The 16744-nt window shown below is 68.8% G+C and carries 14 protein-coding genes; 7 read left to right on the plus strand and 7 right to left on the minus strand.

Annotated elements, in window-relative coordinates:
* Positions 1 to 48: 48 nt before the first annotated feature.
* The 4 genes from rplI to rpsF form a co-directional block, all read right to left on the minus strand.
* On the minus strand, positions 49 to 495 hold the full coding sequence (gene rplI / locus ACE1OA_RS17355) for a 50S ribosomal protein L9 (protein WP_147978769.1): 447 nt from the start codon (positions 493 to 495) through the stop codon (positions 49 to 51).
* 18 nt (positions 496 to 513) lie between these two features.
* Positions 514 to 750, minus strand: a complete 237-nt coding sequence (gene rpsR, locus ACE1OA_RS17360) for a 30S ribosomal protein S18 (RefSeq protein WP_005315025.1) — start codon at positions 748 to 750, stop codon at positions 514 to 516.
* A gap of 58 nt (positions 751 to 808) precedes the next feature.
* Complete coding sequence (locus tag ACE1OA_RS17365; protein WP_356601308.1) at positions 809 to 1408, minus strand: single-stranded DNA-binding protein; 600 nt, start codon at positions 1406 to 1408, stop codon at positions 809 to 811.
* Positions 1409 to 1482: 74 nt separating this feature from the next.
* Positions 1483 to 1773 carry a 30S ribosomal protein S6 gene (gene rpsF, locus ACE1OA_RS17370; protein WP_004950685.1) on the minus strand — a complete coding sequence of 97 codons (291 nt, stop codon included), beginning with the start codon at positions 1771 to 1773 and terminating at the stop codon, positions 1483 to 1485.
* A 285-nt stretch (positions 1774 to 2058) separates the two neighbouring features.
* Between rpsF and ACE1OA_RS17375 the strand changes: the two genes are divergently transcribed.
* From ACE1OA_RS17375 to ACE1OA_RS17385, 3 genes are all read left to right on the plus strand, one after another.
* Positions 2059 to 2358 carry a hypothetical protein gene (locus ACE1OA_RS17375; protein WP_356601309.1) on the plus strand — a complete coding sequence of 100 codons (300 nt, stop codon included), beginning with the start codon at positions 2059 to 2061 and terminating at the stop codon, positions 2356 to 2358.
* A gap of 114 nt (positions 2359 to 2472) precedes the next feature.
* Positions 2473 to 3591, plus strand: a complete 1119-nt coding sequence (locus ACE1OA_RS17380) for a lipid II:glycine glycyltransferase FemX (RefSeq protein ID WP_356601310.1) — start codon at positions 2473 to 2475, stop codon at positions 3589 to 3591.
* An 85-nt stretch (positions 3592 to 3676) separates the two neighbouring features.
* Positions 3677 to 4708, plus strand: coding sequence for an alanine racemase (locus ACE1OA_RS17385; RefSeq protein ID WP_147978773.1), 1032 nt, complete (start codon positions 3677 to 3679; stop codon positions 4706 to 4708).
* Between the two features lie 122 nt (positions 4709 to 4830).
* Here the strand turns inward: ACE1OA_RS17385 and ACE1OA_RS17390 are convergent, their stop codons facing one another.
* Positions 4831 to 6324, minus strand: a complete 1494-nt coding sequence (locus tag ACE1OA_RS17390; protein ID WP_432753026.1) for a glycosyltransferase family 87 protein — start codon at positions 6322 to 6324, stop codon at positions 4831 to 4833.
* Between the two features lie 110 nt (positions 6325 to 6434).
* Positions 6435 to 9161 (minus strand): transglycosylase domain-containing protein, encoded by a 2727-nt coding sequence (locus ACE1OA_RS17395; protein ID WP_432753027.1) that lies wholly within the window; start codon positions 9159 to 9161, stop codon positions 6435 to 6437.
* Between the two features lie 368 nt (positions 9162 to 9529).
* On the opposite strand from ACE1OA_RS17395, the gene ACE1OA_RS17400 reads away from it, so the two are divergent.
* The 3 genes from ACE1OA_RS17400 (at position 9530) to ACE1OA_RS17410 (ending at position 12687) form a co-directional block, all read left to right on the plus strand.
* Positions 9530 to 10219 carry a PadR family transcriptional regulator gene (locus tag ACE1OA_RS17400; RefSeq protein WP_147978776.1) on the plus strand — a complete coding sequence of 230 codons (690 nt, stop codon included), beginning with the start codon at positions 9530 to 9532 and terminating at the stop codon, positions 10217 to 10219.
* A gap of 49 nt (positions 10220 to 10268) precedes the next feature.
* Positions 10269 to 11351 (plus strand): inositol-3-phosphate synthase, encoded by a 1083-nt coding sequence (locus ACE1OA_RS17405; protein ID WP_432753028.1) that lies wholly within the window; start codon positions 10269 to 10271, stop codon positions 11349 to 11351.
* A gap of 76 nt (positions 11352 to 11427) precedes the next feature.
* A complete protein-coding gene (locus ACE1OA_RS17410) occupies positions 11428 to 12687 on the plus strand; it encodes an MFS transporter (RefSeq protein WP_384867869.1) in 1260 nt (419 codons plus the stop codon).
* Between the two features lie 74 nt (positions 12688 to 12761).
* Here the strand turns inward: ACE1OA_RS17410 and ACE1OA_RS17415 are convergent, their stop codons facing one another.
* Positions 12762 to 14204: a CCA tRNA nucleotidyltransferase gene (locus ACE1OA_RS17415; protein ID WP_384867867.1), complete on the minus strand. Its 1443-nt coding sequence runs from the start codon at positions 14202 to 14204 to the stop codon at positions 12762 to 12764.
* A 191-nt stretch (positions 14205 to 14395) separates the two neighbouring features.
* On the opposite strand from ACE1OA_RS17415, the gene ACE1OA_RS17420 reads away from it, so the two are divergent.
* A complete protein-coding gene (locus tag ACE1OA_RS17420) occupies positions 14396 to 16711 on the plus strand; it encodes a DUF6049 family protein (RefSeq protein WP_432753029.1) in 2316 nt (771 codons plus the stop codon).
* The last annotated feature ends 33 nt before the right edge of the window (positions 16712 to 16744 follow it).

Genomic DNA, 16744 nt, shown 5'->3' on the forward strand with positions numbered 1-16744 from the left:
GGGCCGCACCCCGAGGGGTGCGGCCCTTCCTGACTGCTGAGAGCAGCGTTACGCGGCGACGACCTCGACGCCGAGCTTCGCGGCAACCTCGGGGTGCAGACGCACGGACACCTGGTGCGAGCCCAGGGTCTTGATCGGCGAGCCGAGCTCGACGCGACGCTTGTCGACGTCGGGGCCACCCGCGGACTTGATCGCCGTGGCGATGTCGGCCGGGGTCACGGAGCCGAAGAGGCGGCCGGCGTCGCCGGAGCGAACGGCCAGACGCACCTTCACGCCCTCGAGCTTGGCCTTGATCTCGTTGGCCTGCTCGATGGTCGCGATCTCGTGGATCTTGCGAGCGCGGCGGATCTGCGCCACGTCCTTCTCGCCACCCTTGGTCCAGCGGATCGCGAAACCACGCGGGACCAGGTAGTTGCGAGCGTAGCCGTCCTTGACGTCGACGACGTCGCCAGCGGCACCGAGGCCAGAGACCTCGTGGGTGAGGATGATCTTCATTTTCCGGTCACCCTTCCCTTATCGCGCGGTGGACGTGTAGGGCAGCAGCGCCATCTCACGGCTGTTCTTGACGGCCGTGGCGACGTCACGCTGGTGCTGCGTGCAGTTGCCGGTCACGCGACGGGCACGGATCTTGCCGCGGTCGGAAATGAACTTCCGCAGCATGTTCGTGTCCTTGTAGTCCACGTACGCGGTCTTGTCCTTGCAGAAAGCGCAGACCTTCTTCTTAGGCTTGCGCACAGGCGGCTTCGCCATGGTGTTTCTCCTGTGTGATCAAGAAGTGTGGGTACGAGCTTCCTTCGGGGGCTGTGCCCTAGAAGGGGGGCTCGTCCGAGTAGCCGCCGCCGCTGGAGTTCCCACCCCAGCCGCTTCCGCCGCCCTGCTGCTGGCCGCCGCCGGCCGGCGCGCTGGTCGCCCACGGGTCGTCGGCGGGAGCACCGCCACCACCCTGCTGGGCGCCGCCGCCGGAGTTTCCACCCCAGCTGCCGCCGCCCTGCTGACCGCCGCCACCGCCGCCGTAGCCACCCTGGCCGCCCTGACCACCGCGACCGGTGGTCTTGGTGACCTTGGCCGTGGCGTTCTTGAGGCTGGGGCCGACTTCGTCGACGTCCAGCTCGTAGACCGTGCGCTTGACGCCCTCGCGGTCCTCGTAGGACCGCTGCTTCAGCCGGCCCTGCACGACGACGCGCATGCCTCGCTGGAGCGACTCGGCGACGTTCTCCGCCGCCTGACGCCAGACCGAGCAGGTGAGGAAGAGGCTCTCGCCGTCCTTCCACTCATTGGTCTGACGGTCGAAGGTGCGGGGAGTGGACGCGATACGGAACTTCGCGACCGCCGCACCGGACGGGGTGAAGCGCAGCTCGGGGTCTTCGACAAGATTGCCGACGACCGTGATGACGGTCTCGCCTGCCATGGTGAACCTCTCGGCGGGATTGCTGCTGGCTGCTTGCTGCTACTCGAACCCGATGACCTCTGAGCGGTGAAAGCTCAGTGGGTCTCGGGACGGAGGACCTTGGTCCGGAGGACCGACTCGTTCAGGTTCATCTGTCGGTCGAGCTCCTTGACGACCGCAGGCTCGGCCTGCAGGTCGATGACCGAGTAGATGCCCTCGGGCTTCTTCTTGATCTCGTAGGCGAGACGACGACGGCCCCAGGTGTCGACCTTCTCGACCTTTCCGTTGCCCTCACGGACGACGGAGAGGAAGTTCTCGATCAGCGGGGAGACAGCGCGCTCCTCGAGATCGGGGTCGAGGATGACCATCACCTCGTAGTGACGCATGTGGAACCCACCTCCTTTGGACTCAGCGGCCACGGTCGTTCCGTGGCAGGAGGGTCGTGATGCGTAAGCAACGGTATCGGCCACCACTGACAATCCCCTCGGTGAGAGGGAATCGCCGGTACGGGTCCAGGACGGACCTGGGCAGACACCGGTGCAGACCGTACAGAGTACCCGCACACCGCCCTGCGGTTGAAATCCGGTGGCCGGGGGACGCAATCTGTACACATCGGATGTCGGCGGCGCGATGACGCGCCGCCGTCCGGCAGGCACGCCAGGAGGTGCCCCATGGCACAGGCAATGCGACCCGACCCCGGACATTCCCTCCTCGCCAGCGACGGGAGGCCCCACCCGCTCCAGGACACCCTGGTCGGGGTGACGCTCTTCCTCGGAGTCCTCTCCTTCATCACCGCGCAGTTCCACGGTCTGCACGTGCTGGCTTCCTGGACCGGGCTGGTCGGCATCCTGACCGGCGCGTACGGACAGTTCATCTCCGTGACCACCAGAGAACGCTTCGCCTTGATCATCGGGCTCGGCGCCTCCGCGGTGGGCTTCTACCTCGGCATGTTCTACGGAGGCCTCGCCTGAGGGAGCGGTGAGGCCCCACACGGCCCATCGGGGCGCTCCCCGGTCACAGTAGGCTTCGGCGCGAGAGCCGGAGCCCCTGTACCGATGGGGACACACCTGCCGAGGAGCGCCCCCATGAGCCTGACCCTGAGGACCATCAGTCGTGAGCAGCATCTGGCATTCATCCAGAGCCAGCCCTCGGCGAGCCACTGCCAGGTCCCGGCGTGGGCTGATGTGAAGACCGAATGGCGCTCGGAGAACCTGGGTTGGTTCGACAAGTCCGGCGAACTCGTCGGCGCCGGTCTGGTTCTCTACCGTCAGCTGCCGAAGATCAAGCGGTACTTGGCCTACCTGCCCGAGGGCCCGGTCATCAACTGGTACGCCCCGAACCTCGACGAGTGGCTCCAGCCGATGCTGGCGCACCTCAAGCAGCAGGGCGCCTTCTCGGTGAAGATGGGCCCGCCGGTGGTCATCCGCCGCTGGGACTCGGCCGCGATCAAGTCCGGCATCCAGGACCCGGACGTCAAGCGCCTGAAGGACGTCGAGGCCACCCACATCGAGCCGCGCGCCTTCGAAGTGGCCGACCGGCTGCGGAAGATGGGCTGGCAGCAGGGCGAGGACGGCGGCGCCGGCTTCGGCGACGTCCAGCCCCGCTACGTCTTCCAGGTCCCGCTCGCCAACCGCTCGCTGGACGACGTCCTCAAGGGCTTCAACCAGCTGTGGCGCCGCAACATCAAGAAGGCCGACAAGGCCGGTGTCGAGGTCGTCCAGGGCGGCTACGAGGACCTCGCCGAGTGGCAGCGGCTGTACGAGATCACCGCCGTCCGGGACCACTTCCGGCCGCGCCCCCTGTCCTACTTCCAGCGGATGTGGACCGTCCTCAACAGCGAGGACCCCAACCGCATGCGGCTCTACTTCGCGCGGCACGAGGGAGTGAACCTGTCCGCCGCCACGATGCTCGTCGTCGGCGGTCACGTCTGGTACTCCTACGGCGCCTCCGACAACATCGGCCGCGAGGTCAGGCCCTCGAACGCCATGCAGTGGCGGATGCTGCGCGACGCGTACGCGATGGGCGCCACCGTCTACGACCTGCGCGGCATCTCGGACTCCCTGGACGAGACCGACCACCTCTTCGGCCTCATCCAGTTCAAGGTGGGCACGGGCGGCGAGGCCGTGGAGTACGTCGGCGAGTGGGACTTCCCGCTCAACAAGCTCCTGCACAAGGCGCTGGACATCTACATGTCGCGCCGCTGACGGTTGCGTAGTCTCGTACGTAATCTGTAGGTCTCGTACATACCTCTGAATACACCGCAGCCACCAGAAAGGTCCCGGGCCGGCCATGGCGCTCTCCCTCTACGTCGACACCGCTCGCTGGCGGGCGCACCAGAAGACCGTGATCGACCAGTTCCCCGGTCTGATCCCGGTCTGCAAGGGCAACGGCTACGGCTTCGGCCACGAGCGGCTGGCGGACGAGGCGGCCCGGTTCGGCTCGGACATGCTGGCCGTCGGCACCACCTACGAAGCCGCGAAGATCAAGGACTGGTTCGGCGGTGACCTGCTGGTCCTCACCCCCTTCCGACGGGGTGAGGAACCGGTTCCGCTGCCGGACCGGGTGATCCGCTCGGTGTCCTCCGTGGACGGTGTGCACGCCCTGGTGGGCGCGCGGGTCGTCATCGAGTGCATGAGCTCGATGAAGCGCCACGGCGTCCTCGAGGAGGACCTCGGCCGGCTGCACGCCGCCATCGAGGACGTACGGCTGGAGGGCTTCGCCCTGCACCTCCCGCTGGACCGCACGGACGGCACCGACGCGGTCGAGGAGGTCATCGGCTGGATGGACCGCCTGCGGGCCGCCCGGCTGCCGCTGCACACGATGTTCGTGAGCCACCTGCGGGCCGAGGAGCAGGCCAGGCTGCGCCAGCAGTTCCCGCAGACCCGGTTCCGCGCCCGGATCGGCACCCGGCTGTGGCTCGGGGACCACGAGGCCACCGAGTACCGCGGCTCCGTCCTGGACGTCACCCGCGTGGCCAAGGGGGACCGCTTCGGCTACCGGCAGCAGAAGGCCGCCTCCGACGGCTGGCTGGTGGTCGTCGCCGGCGGCACCTCGCACGGCGTGGGGCTGGAGGCCCCCAAGGCGATGCACGGGGTGATGCCCCGCGCGAAGGGCGTGGCCCGGGCAGGTCTGGCGACCGTCAACCGGAACCTGTCGCCCTTCGTCTGGGCCGGCAAGCAGCGCTGGTTCGCCGAGCCGCCGCACATGCAGGTCTCGATCCTGTTCGTGCCGTCCGACGCCCAGGAGCCGAAGGTCGGCGACGAGCTGGTGGCCCACCTCCGCCACACGACGACCCAGTTCGACCGGCTCGTCGAGCGCTGAGCCGCCGCTCCGGCTCCCGTGGCCGAGCCGGGCCGCGCACCCCGCACCACGAGCCCGTCAGGGCACACGAGAACCGCGTCCGACCCGGGGTGATCCCGGTGCCCGGACGCGGTTCTCGGGCGTTATTCGCCGACCGCGCCCCACTGCACGCGCGGTCCTTCCACGGCCTGCGCCGCGTGCCGGGCCGGATGGGCGGCCCTGCCCCGGACGAAGACGTCCTCGGCGCCGTCCAGGACGCCCCCGGAGGGATCGTCCGAGCCGTCCTGCCGGACCACGTCCCGTTCGGGCGCCAGAACGTCGCGTACGACCACGGCGCACAGGTACAGCGTGCCGACCACGTGCAGGACGAGGACGAAGTGGTAGCCGTCCGTCGGCAGGCCCTGCTTGCTGCCGCTGGTGGTGAAGGCCAGGTACAGCCAGATGCCCAGGAAGTACAGGACCTCGCACGCCTGCCAGATCAGGAAGTCGCGCCAGCGCGGCCGTGCCAGCGCGGCCAGCGGGATCAGCCAGAGGACGTACTGCGGGGAGTACACCTTGTTGGTCAGGACGAACGCGGCCACGACCAGGAAGGCGAGCTGGACGAACCGGGGCCGGCGGGGTGCGGTCAGCGCGAGCACGCCCAGGCCCGCGCAGGCGAGAAGCATGAGCAGGATCGCGAGGATGTTCGCGGTGCCCGGCGCGATCTGCTCGCCCGTCCGCTGGCTGATCAGGAGCCACACCGAACCGAAGTCGACGTTCCGTTCGGTGCTGAACGTGTAGAACTGCTTCCACCCCTCGGGGGCCGGCAGCATCACCGGCAGGTTGACCAGCAGCCACGCGCCGCCCGCCCCGAGCAGGGCCGTGCCGAACTCCCGCCACTTGCCGGCCCGCCAGCAGAGCAGGAACAGCGGTCCGAGCAGCAGGACCGGATAGAACTTGGCCGCGGTGGCGAGTCCGATGAGGACGCCGAAGGCGAGGACCCGGCCTCGTGACCACATGAGGACGGCGGCGGCGGTCAGGGCGACCGCCAGCAGGTCCCAGTTGATGGTGGCCGTCAGGGCGAACGCGGGGGCGAGGGCGACGAGCAGGGCGTCCCAGGGCCGGCGGCGGTGCGTCCGGGCGACGCAGACGACCAGGACCGCGGCGCACACCATCAGCATGGCCGCGTTGATCATCCAGTAGGTCTGCTCGCGGTGCGTCATGTCGGCGCCGCCGGGCGTCAGCCAGGCCGCGACCTCCATGAACAGGCCCGTCAGGACGGGGTACTCCAGGAACTCTATGTCGCCGCTCAGCCGGTCGAAGTAGGGCACGAGCCCTTCGGCGAAGCCCCGCGCCACGAAGAGGTGCGGGATGTCCGAGTAGCAGGCGTGGGTGTACTGCGAGGTCGTGCCCCGGAACCACGCCCAGTCGTAGCAGGGGATCTTCTGCACCATGCCCAGCGCGAACATCCCGAGGGCGACCAGGGCGATCACGCGTACGGGGGTGAAGGCGCCGGTGCCGAGCAGGGCGCGGCGGCCCATCGGTCCGCCGATGAGTTCACTGCCCGCGGCGGCCACCTCGTCCCGGTGCGTGGGGCACACCACCGCCCGGTCCTGCGGCCGGTCCTGTGGCGGACTCGTCTTCTGGAGGCTCGGCATGGGGGACATCCTGCCGTACGCCCCCGGGAACACGGCGAGGGCCGCCGCACCCGACGCGTACACGAGGTACGGATCGGGTGCGGCGGCCCTCAGGGCGCTGCCGGGAGCGGTCAGCCGCCGCCCAGGAAGCCGGTGCCGCCATTGGGTCTGCCGCCCCCGCTGGTGTCGGTCGGTGTCGGCGTGGGCGTCCCCGTGGAGCCGCTCGTCGTCCCGGTGTTCGTCCCGCCGTTGTCGTTGCCCGAGGTGGCCCCGCCGTCCTGACCACTGCTGGTGCTGCACTGCCAGTCCCAGACGTCACAGGTCTTGCCCGGCTTGCCCGGGGTCTGGCTGGGCGTCGTCGGGGGAGTCGTCGACGGGGTGTCGGACGGGGTCGCCGACGGCGTGTCGGTCGGCGTCGGGGTCGGGCTGACGGCGCCGCCGCCGTACACGGGCTCGGTGTCGAGGTCCTCCGGCTCGGGGAAGGACATGACCTTCTCGCCCTTGAGCACCGTGCTCATGTAGTCGTTCCAGATCTGCGACGGGAACGACGAACCGTGGATCTTGGGCTGGGCGCCGGTGCCGTACATGGACTCGAACTTGCGCTTCGTGTTCTTGGCGTTGTCGTCGAAGCGGTACATGTCGATCGCCGTGGAGAGCTGCGGGGTGTAGCCCACGAACCAGGCGGAGTTGTTGCCGTCGGTCGTACCCGTCTTGCCGGCCGCGTCGCGGTCGTCGAGCCTGGCCTTCTTGCCGGTGCCCTTCTCGACGACGTCCTTGAGCACGTCGGTGATGTTGCTGGCGACCGCGGTGGAGAAGACCCGCTTGCCCACGGTCTTGTGCTCGTAGATGACCTGGCCCTTCTCCATGACCTTCTTCACGGAGAACGGGTCGTTGCGCTCGCCGTTGTTGGCGAAGGTCGCGTAGGAGCCGGCCATCCGGATCGCGCTGGGGTCGGAGATACCGAGGGAGAACGACGGCACGTTCGCCTTCACCAGCGAGCTCTCGAGCAGCCCGGCGTCGACGGCGGCCTGGCGGACCTTGTCGATGCCGACGTCCATGCCGAGCTGGACGTACGGGGAGTTGGCGGAACGGATCATGGCCTCACGCAGGGTCATGTCCTTGTAGCTCGCGTTGTCGTCGTTGACCTGGAGCCACTCGTTGCCGTTCTCGTCGTGCCAGACCGAGCCGTCGTAGCGCTTGATGCGGAGCTTGTTCTGGCCGTTGTAGCGGGCCGTGTCCGGGTCGACGAGCTTCCGGGTGGACGCGTCCTGCACGTCGCCCCCGTCCTTGTCCCTGACGCCGTCCTTCATCGCGGCGGCCAGCACGAAGGGCTTGAAGGTCGATCCGACCTGGGCACCGGTCTGGTCGGCGTTGTTGGTGAAGTGCGTGGTGGCGTTGGTCCCGCCGTAGATGGCGACGATCGCACCGGTCCGCGGATCCACCGAAGCGCCGCCGAACTGGACGTGGGTGTCCTCCTTAGGGCGCTTCTTCGGGTCGATGTGCTCGGTGTAGATCTTCTTGACGGACTTCTCCAGGGCGGCGACCTTCTTCTTGTCGAAGGTCGTGTAGATCTCGAACCCGCCGCGGGCGAGGTCCGTCTCCGTCTTGCCCTGGTCGTTGTTGTTGATGAAGTACGCCTTGGCGAGGCTCACCAGGTAACCGGTCTGGCCGCTCAGCGCCGCGCTCTTCTTCGGCGGCAGCGGGTCGGGGAACTTGTCCTCGCCGAGGAACGGCTGGGCCTTCGCCTCCGAGAGGTGGCCGTCCTTGACCATCTCGGAGAGGATCCAGCCCCAGCGCTCCTTGGCGCGCTCGGTGTTGGCGGCGGCGCTGGCCTTCGGGTCGATCTCGGGGTAGCCGGCCGGGTCGTAGTACGTGGCTCCCTTGAGCAGCGCGGCGAGGAAGGCGCACTCGCTGGCGTTCAGCTCCTTGGCGTCCTTGCCGTAGTACGTGCGGGCCGCCGCCTGGATGCCGTAGGCGCCACGGCCGTAGTAGGCGGTGTTGAGGTACCCCGCCATGATTTCTTTCTTGTCCAGGTCGGTGCCGACCTTGATGGAGATGAAGAGCTCCTTCACCTTCCGGCTCAGGGTCTGCGACTGGTCGGCGAGCCGGTTGTTCTTCACGTACTGCTGGGTGATGGTCGAGCCACCCTGGGTGTCGCCGCCCTTGGCCATGTTCCACACGGCCCGGCCGATGCCCATCGGGTCGATGCCGGAGTCCTCGCGGAACGTCTTGTTCTCGGCCGAGATCACCGCGTTCTGCATGTCCAGCGGGATGTTCTCGATCCCGATGATCTGCCGGTTGACCTCACCACCGGTCGCGGCCATCTGGCTGCCGTCGGACCAGTAGTAGACGTTGTTCTGCGCCTTGGCGGCCAGGTCCTCGTTGGGCACGCCCACCAGGGCGTACGCGACGGTCGCCGCGCCCATCAGGCTGCCGAAGAAGGCCAGGAAGAGGCCGGTCGTCAGCTTCCAGGACGGCATCCAGCGACGCCAGCCGTACTTGCCGTACCGCGGGTAGTCGATCAGCCGCTTGCGGCCCGGCGGAGGACCGCCACGGCCGCCCCGGCCGGGGCCGCCCTGTCCGCCGCCGCCACCGCGGCGGCCGCCACCGTTACCCCCGGGACCGGCGTTGTCGGGGCCGCGGCGCCTGCCGCCGCCACCGCGCTGCGCGGCACGGCGGGCCTCGGCCCGGCCACCGTAGGGCCGCTCCTCCTCGTACCCGGACGAAGGAGATCCGGTACTGACGTCCCGCGCCTGGGCCGACCTGCGGCCCGTGGGCTGCTGGGCGGCGCGCCGGGCCGCCGCACGTCCGCCACCGGGCGGCTGTTGCTGCGGCATTCTGCGACGGTGCTCGCTCATCGAACGACTACTCCTCGGGCAGGCGCGTACGCCTGGAAGCGGCAGTTGAGTTCCGGTCCCCCCGAAATGCGCAGGAACGCACCTCGTGGGAGGCAGTTCCGTGCTGCAGCCGGTCACCTGGATCACTGACGTCTCGCGGCGTCGCCTGGTTCCCGGTGGTCTGCATGCCGCACAGACTACGCACGGTCAAAACCTGCCTAGGGGCTAAGTTCACCCCAAATCAGGCAAGTCGATTGCTGTGAATTGATGATGTGACGCCGGTCACGGCGACCTCACTTGTCGCAGCAGAATCGCCGTTCTATCGTCAGGATGTATCGAGTCGATACATCAGTACGGCATAAGAGTCCCGATGGCGGAGGAGGCGACGGATGAGCAGACGCTCCGGAATCCTTGAGTTCGCCGTCCTCGGCCTGCTCAGGGAAGCCCCGATGCACGGGTACGAGCTGCGGAAGCGGCTCAACACGTCACTGGGAATCTTCCGGGCCTTCAGCTACGGGACCCTCTACCCCTGCCTCAAGACGCTGGTCGGCAACGGCTGGTTGATCGAGGAGCCCGGCAGCGCCCCGGAGGACGCGCTCGCGGCATCACTCGCAGGGCGCCGCGCCAAGATCGTCTACCGGTTGACGGCGGAAGGTAAGGAGCACTTCGAGGAGCTCCTCTCCCACGCCGGTCCGGACGCCTGGGAGGACGAACACTTCGCCGCCCGCTTCGCCTTCTTCGGTCAGACCGAGCGCGAGGTGCGGATGCGCGTACTGGAAGGCCGCCGCAGCCGGCTGGAGGAGCGTCTGGAGAAGATGCGCGCCTCTCTGGCCCGGACCCGCGAGCGCCTCGACGACTACACGCTTGAGCTGCAGCGCCACGGAATGGAGTCCGTGGAGCGCGAAGTGCGCTGGCTGAACGAGCTCATCGAGAGCGAGCGGGCGGGGCGGGATCAGCGATCCGGCCCCGACGCCCCCGAGGGCGCCGCTCAGCAGGACAACGATTCTGGAGAAACGGGCGGCCTGCCCCGGCACGGGGGCAGTACCCGGCCGGATCCGTCCGACGACACCGCCAAGTGAAACCCTGCGACCTGCAGGGCTTCCACGATCACACAGGGAGCAACCGGAAATGGGTTCGGTTCGCGTAGCCATCGTCGGCGTGGGCAACTGCGCCGCCTCGCTGGTGCAGGGCGTCGAGTACTACAAGGACGCCGACCCGGCGACCAAGGTGCCCGGCCTGATGCACGTCCAGTTCGGCGAGTACCACGTCGGTGACGTCGACTTCGTCGCCGCCTTCGACGTCGACGCCAAGAAGGTCGGCCTCGACCTCTCCGACGCCATCGGCGCCAGCGAGAACAACACCATCAAGATCTGCGACGTCCCGAACAAGAGCGTCACGGTGCAGCGCGGCCACACCCTCGACGGTCTCGGCAAGTACTACCGCATGACCATCGAAGAGTCCGCCGAGGAGCCGGTGGACGTCGTCCAGATCCTCAAGGACCGCCAGGTCGACGTGCTGGTCTGCTACCTGCCCGTGGGCTCCGAGGACGCGGCGAAGTTCTACGCGCAGTGCGCCATCGACGCCAAGGTCGCCTTCGTCAACGCCCTCCCGGTCTTCATCGCCGGCACCAAGGAGTGGGCCGACAAGTTCACCGAGGCCGGTGTCCCGATCGTCGGCGACGACATCAAGTCCCAGGTCGGCGCCACCATCACGCACCGCGTGATGGCGAAGCTGTTCGAGGACCGCGGTGTCCGTCTTGAGCGCACCATGCAGCTCAACGTCGGCGGCAACATGGACTTCAAGAACATGCTCGAGCGCGACCGCCTCGAGTCGAAGAAGATCTCGAAGACCCAGGCCGTCACCTCGCAGATCCCCGACCGCGAGCTGGGCGAGAAGAACGTCCACATCGGTCCGTCGGACTACGTGGCCTGGCTGGACGACCGCAAGTGGGCGTACGTCCGCCTCGAGGGTCGCGCCTTCGGCGACGTCCCGCTGAACCTGGAGTACAAGCTCGAGGTGTGGGACTCCCCGAACTCGGCCGGTGTCATCATCGACGCCCTGCGCGCCGCGAAGATCGCCAAGGACCGGGGCATCGGCGGCCCCATCCTCTCCGCGTCCTCGTACTTCATGAAGTCCCCGCCGGTGCAGTACTTCGACGACGAGGCCCTGGTCAACGTCGAGAAGTTCATCAAGGGTGAGGTCGAGCGCTAAGCGCCACACCCACGCGTCGCACGAGTGCCCCCGGCCTGTCGTCCGGGGGCACTCCGCGTATGTGAGTCTTGCTGCCATGTCCGTCGTACGTGATCTGCGCGTACTCCTGCGCCTGACCGACTTCCGCCGCCTGCTCGCCGTCCGCCTGCTCTCGCAAGCCGCCGACGGCGTCTACCAGGTGGCGCTGGCCACGTACGTCGTCTTCTCCCCGGAGAAACAGACCTCGCCGGCCGCCATCGCCTCGGCCATGGCCGTCCTCCTGCTCCCCTACTCGCTCATCGGCCCCTTCGCCGGCGTCCTGCTCGACCGATGGCAGCGCCGTCAGGTCTTCCTCTACGGCAACCTACTCCGCACCGTCCTGGCCTGCGGCACGGCAGCCCTGATGCTCGCCTCCGCGCCGGACTGGCTCTTCTACGCCTCCGCGCTGTCCGTCACCGCCGTCAACCGCTTCGTCCTGGCCGGCCTCTCGGCCTCGCTGCCGCGCGTGGTCGACGAGGAGCGGCTGGTCGTGGCCAACTCCCTCTCCCCGACCGCCGGCACTCTCGCCGCGACGCTGGGCGGGGGGCTCGCGTTCGGCGTGCGTCTGATCTCCTCGGAGTCCGATGCCGCGGTGGTCGCCCTGGGCGCCGTCCTCTATCTCTGTGCCGCTCTCGCTTCGCTGCGCATGTCCCGCGAACTCCTCGGCCCGGATCCCGAGCAGGTGCAGACCTCACTCACCGCCGCCCTGGGATCGACGGTACGGGGGCTGATGGCGGGAGTGCGCCACCTCGCCGAACGACGCCCCGCGGTGCAGGCACTGGCCGCGATGACCCTGGTGCGCTTCTGCTACGGCGCGGTGACCGTGACCGTGTTCATGCTGTGCCGGTACGCCTGGAGCAGCACCGAGTCCCAGGGGCTTGCCCTGCTGGGCCTCGCCCTCGCCTTCTCGGGTGCCGGCTTCTTCGCCGCCGCGGTGGCTTCCCCCTGGGCGGTGGGACGCTTCGGACCGTTCGGCTGGATGGCCGTCTGCACGGGAACCGCGGCGGTCCTGGTACCCGCCCTGGGGCTGACCTTCGCTCCGGCGCCGTTCCTGATTTCCGCCTTCGTCCTCGGCCTGATCACCCAGGGCACCAAGATCGCGACGGACACCGTGGTGCAGACGACGGTGGACGACGCCTACCGGGGACGGATCTTCTCGCTCTACGACGTGCTCTTCAACGTCGCCTTCGTCAGCGCGGCGGCGGTCGCGGCCCTGATGCTGCCGCCGGACGGTCGCTCCACCCTCCTGATCGCCATGGTCGCGTCCCTGTACGCGGCGACCACCCTCCTCCTGATGCGCCGACGCGATGAGGGGTGATGTTTCACGTGAAACATCACCCCTCATCGCGTCCAATCCGTCGATGTTTCACGTGAAACATCGACGGAGCCGACTCAGCCCTGAGTCGTCCACCAGTCCTTGAGTGCCGCGACGGCAGCCTCGTGCTCCATCGGCCCGTTCTCCAGGCGCAGCTCCAGCAGGAACTTGTACGCCTGGCCGACGGCCGGGCCCGGGCGGATCCCCAGCACTTCCTGGATCTGGTTGCCGTCCAGGTCGGGCCTGATCGAGTCCAGCTCCTCCTGCTCCTGCAGCTGGGCGATCCGCTCCTCCAGGCCGTCGTAGGCGCGGGAGAGGGCACCTGCCTTGCGCTTGTTGCGCGTCGTGCAGTCCGAACGGGTCAGCTTGTGCAGCCGCGAGAGCAGGGGGCCGGCGTCCCGCACGTAGCGGCGCACCGCGGAGTCGGTCCACTCGCCGGTTCCGTAGCCGTGGAAGCGCAGGTGCAGCTCCACCAGGCGCGAGACGTCCTTGATCATCTCGTTCGAGTATTTGAGCGCCGTCATGCGCTTCTTGGTCATCTTCGCCCCGACCACCTCGTGGTGGTGGAAGGAGACCCGGCCGTCCTTCTCGAAGCGGCGCGTGCGCGGCTTGCCGATGTCGTGGAGCAGGGCCGCCAGCCGCAGCACCAGGTCCGGCCCGTCCTCCTCCAGGTCGATCGCCTGGTCCAGGACGGTCAGGGAGTGCTCGTAGACGTCCTTGTGCCGGTGGTGCTCGTCACTCTCCAGTCGCAGCGCGGGCAGTTCCGGCAGCACCCGCTCGGCGAGGCCGGTGGTGACCAGCAGGCCGAGGCCCTTGCGAGGGTGGGTGGAGAGCAGGAGCTTGTTGAACTCGTCCCGGACCCGCTCCGCGGAGACGATCTCGATCCGGTCGGCCATCTCCGTCATGGCCGTGACGACCTCGGGAGCCACCTCGAAGTCCAGCTGGGCGGCGAACCGTGCGGCACGCATCATGCGCAGCGGGTCGTCGGAGAAGGACTCCTCCGGGGTTCCGGGGGTACGCAGCACCCGCGCGGAAAGATCGTCGCGGCCACCGTGCGGGTCGATGAACTCCTTCTCGGGGAGGGCGACGGCCATGGCGTTGACCGTGAAGTCCCGTCGGACGAGGTCCTCCTCGATGGAGTCGCCGTAGGAGACCTCAGGCTTGCGCGACGTCCGGTCGTAGGCCTCGGAGCGGTACGTGGTCACCTCGATCTGGTAGCCGCTCTTCTGGCAGCCGACCGTGCCGAAGGCGATCCCGACCTCCCAGACCGCGTCGGCCCAGGGGCGGACGATCTTGAGGACGTCCTCCGGGCGCGCGTCCGTGGTGAAGTCCAGGTCGTTGCCGAGCCTGCCGAGCAAGGCATCCCGGACCGAGCCGCCGACCAGCGCGAGGCGGAACCCCGCCTCCTGGAAACGGACGGCGAGGTCGTCGGCGACAGGGGAGACGCGCAGCAGTTCGCTGACCGCGCGGCGCTGCACCTGGCTCAGTTCAGTCGGGGTGTCTTCGTTGGCGTTCGGCACAACAGAAAAGGGTACGTGCCCCGGCCCCTGGTGACGTCCTCGATTTCCCGCGGAACCGGCCGCTCGGCACCGCGTCGACCCATCGGCTGGAGCAGTCCCCGGCACTTGGCCACAGCGTGCCTCGTTACCATGCCTGGACACAGCAACCGGAAACCACCGACACCACTGATACGACGAGGATGGGCGAACGCGTGGCCGAGGCGGCAGACATCCAGGGGACCTCACCCTCTCCTGCCCGTCGATGGCTGCGGCGGGCGGCGGCGTTCGCCGCGGCGGCGCCGTTGCTGGCCGGACTCCTCCAGCTGCCGGCCGCTCCCACGGCGGTCGCCGCCGGGACGGTCGCACCCCAGGCCGCACCTCAGGCCGCCCCCACCGGATCCCGCACCGTCGCTGTGTCTCTCGACACGCTCACACCGAGCGCGCCGGTCGAGGGCGACACCCTGACGATCTCCGGCACGCTGACGAACCAGGGCAAGCAGACGATCACGGATGCCACGGTGGACGTCCGGGTCGGTCCCCGGATGACCAGTCGAAGCGAGATCGAGCAGGTGGCCGGGCGGACCGGATTCCGCCCGGACAGCGACCCCGCGGCGCTGGGTGGCGCCTACACCCTGAAGATTCCGCGGCTTGCGGCCGGGCTGGCCCAGGAGTTCACGCTCGCGGTCCCCGTGTCCAAGCTCGGCCTCGACGAGGAGGGGGTCTACCAGCTGGGCGTCTCCCTGACCGGCCACACCGTGGCGCAGCCCGGTGACCGGGTCCTCGGGATCAAGCGGACCTTCCTCCCGTACCAGCCCGATCCAGCCGAGAAGAAGACCCGGCTCACCTACCTCTGGCCGCTGATCTCCACGTCCCACGTGGCCGCGCAGACCGGATCGGACGACCAGCAGACGCCCGTCTTCGAGACCGACGAGCTGGCCGGCGAGCTGGCCCCCGGCGGGCGGCTGGAGCAGATGGTCACGCTGGGCAAGGACCTCCCCATCACCTGGGTGATCGATCCGGACCTGCTGGCCACCGTCGACGCCATGACGAAGAACTACCGCGTCAAGAGCGGTGCGGGCGACGTGCCCGGCCGGAACCAGGCCGTGGCCAAGCAGTGGCTGGACTCCCTGGAGAAGGCCGTCGCGGGGGACAAGATCGTCGCCCTGCCGTTCGCCGACCCCGACATCGCCTCCCTGGCCCACTCGGGGAAGAGCGTCCCGGGCTCGCTCAGCAACCTCCAGACCGCGACGGAGCTGGCCGGGTCGACCGTCGAGACCGTCCTCCACGTGAAGCCGTCCACGGACTTCTCCTGGCCGGTGGACGGCGCCGTCGACCCCTCGATCATGGCGGTGGCCACCTCGGCCGGCGCTCGCAAGGTGATCGCGCGCAGCGACAGCTTCCGGGACGACCTCCCGTACACGCCCACGGCCGCGCGCCCCATCGGCGGGGGCACCACCGCCGTCGTGAGCGACGCCTCCCTCTCCACCGCCTTCGAGGGCGACATGCTCCACACCGGGAACTCGACGACGGCGGTCCAGGAATTCCTGGCTCAGTCGCTCGCCGTGACCCTGGAGCAGCCGGACCGGCAGCGCAGCATCGTCGTCGCTCCGCAGCGCATCCCGACGACCTCGCAGGTGCAGACCATGGCGAGCGCGCTGCGCGGGCTGTCGGCCAAGCGGTGGACCGAGCCGCTGGACCTGCTGGCCGCCGCCGAGACGACGTCCCCGGAGGCCTCGACCAGGGTGCCCGGCTCCTCCAGGTATCCGCGGGAGCTGCGGAAGCAGGAGCTGGGTCTGGAGGCGTTCCGCCGGATGCGGGAGACGCGGGAGGGCCTGGACGACTTCAAGGTCATCCTGACCCAGCCGGACCGTGTCGTGACACCGTTCGGCACCGCGATCAGCCGGGAGATGTCGACCTCGTGGCGTGGCCGGCCCGAGGCCGCCGGCGCGTACCGGACCCAGGTGTCCCTCTACCTCGAGGGCATCACCGACGAGGTCAGGCTGATCGAGAAGTCCGACCTCACCCTGTCGGGCCGCAGCGCGACCATCCCGGTCACGGTGCAGAACAAGCTCCTGCAGGGCGTCGACCACCTGGTGCTGCGACTGACCTCCAGCAACAAGACCCGTCTGCAGCTCAACGGCGACGAGCCCTTCGCCGAGCTGCCGGTCAAGATCGGCGCCGGGCACAGCCAGTCCGTGAAGTTCCCCGCTTCGGCCAACGCCAACGGCCCGGTCCCGATGACGGCCCAGCTCTACACGGAGGAGGGCGAGCCGTACGGTGACCCCATCACCTTCACCGTGCGGGTCTCCGAGATCACCTCGACCGTGATGCTCGTCATCGCCGGTGGCGTGCTGCTGCTCGTGCTCGCCGGGGTACGGATGTACACCCAGCGGAAGCGCGCGGCGGCCCGAAACTCCGAGGCAGAGACCACGGAGAGCGACGAACCGGAGCAGCCGAGTGACCCTGTGCCGGACACCGGTCCCGAAAGCGGCGACCCGTCCGGCGCGGGTGAGAAAGTGGACCGTTGAGCGATGTCGTGGCCGGTCGGCCGGGGACGATGA

Origin of the sequence: Streptomyces sp. JL2001 (assembly GCF_050917515.1) — a bacterium.
Classification (GTDB): Bacteria; Actinomycetota; Actinomycetes; order Streptomycetales; family Streptomycetaceae; genus Streptomyces.

Excerpts from the sequence above, each read along its gene's own strand:
- rplI (WP_147978769.1), bottom strand. The coding sequence starts at position 495 with ATGAAGATCATCCTCACCCACGAGGTCTCTGGCCTCGGTGCCGCTGGC.
- rpsR (WP_005315025.1), bottom strand. The coding sequence starts at position 750 with ATGGCGAAGCCGCCTGTGCGCAAGCCTAAGAAGAAGGTCTGCGCTTTC.
- ACE1OA_RS17365 (WP_356601308.1), bottom strand. The coding sequence starts at position 1,408 with ATGGCAGGCGAGACCGTCATCACGGTCGTCGGCAATCTTGTCGAAGAC.
- rpsF (WP_004950685.1), bottom strand. The coding sequence starts at position 1,773 with ATGCGTCACTACGAGGTGATGGTCATCCTCGACCCCGATCTCGAGGAG.
- ACE1OA_RS17375 (WP_356601309.1), top strand. The coding sequence starts at position 2,059 with ATGGCACAGGCAATGCGACCCGACCCCGGACATTCCCTCCTCGCCAGC.
- ACE1OA_RS17380 (WP_356601310.1), top strand. The coding sequence starts at position 2,473 with ATGAGCCTGACCCTGAGGACCATCAGTCGTGAGCAGCATCTGGCATTC.
- ACE1OA_RS17385 (WP_147978773.1), top strand. The coding sequence starts at position 3,677 with ATGGCGCTCTCCCTCTACGTCGACACCGCTCGCTGGCGGGCGCACCAG.
- ACE1OA_RS17390 (WP_432753026.1), bottom strand. The coding sequence starts at position 6,324 with ATGCCGAGCCTCCAGAAGACGAGTCCGCCACAGGACCGGCCGCAGGAC.
- ACE1OA_RS17395 (WP_432753027.1), bottom strand. The coding sequence starts at position 9,161 with ATGAGCGAGCACCGTCGCAGAATGCCGCAGCAACAGCCGCCCGGTGGC.
- ACE1OA_RS17400 (WP_147978776.1), top strand. The coding sequence starts at position 9,530 with ATGAGCAGACGCTCCGGAATCCTTGAGTTCGCCGTCCTCGGCCTGCTC.
- ACE1OA_RS17405 (WP_432753028.1), top strand. The coding sequence starts at position 10,269 with ATGGGTTCGGTTCGCGTAGCCATCGTCGGCGTGGGCAACTGCGCCGCC.
- ACE1OA_RS17410 (WP_384867869.1), top strand. The coding sequence starts at position 11,428 with ATGTCCGTCGTACGTGATCTGCGCGTACTCCTGCGCCTGACCGACTTC.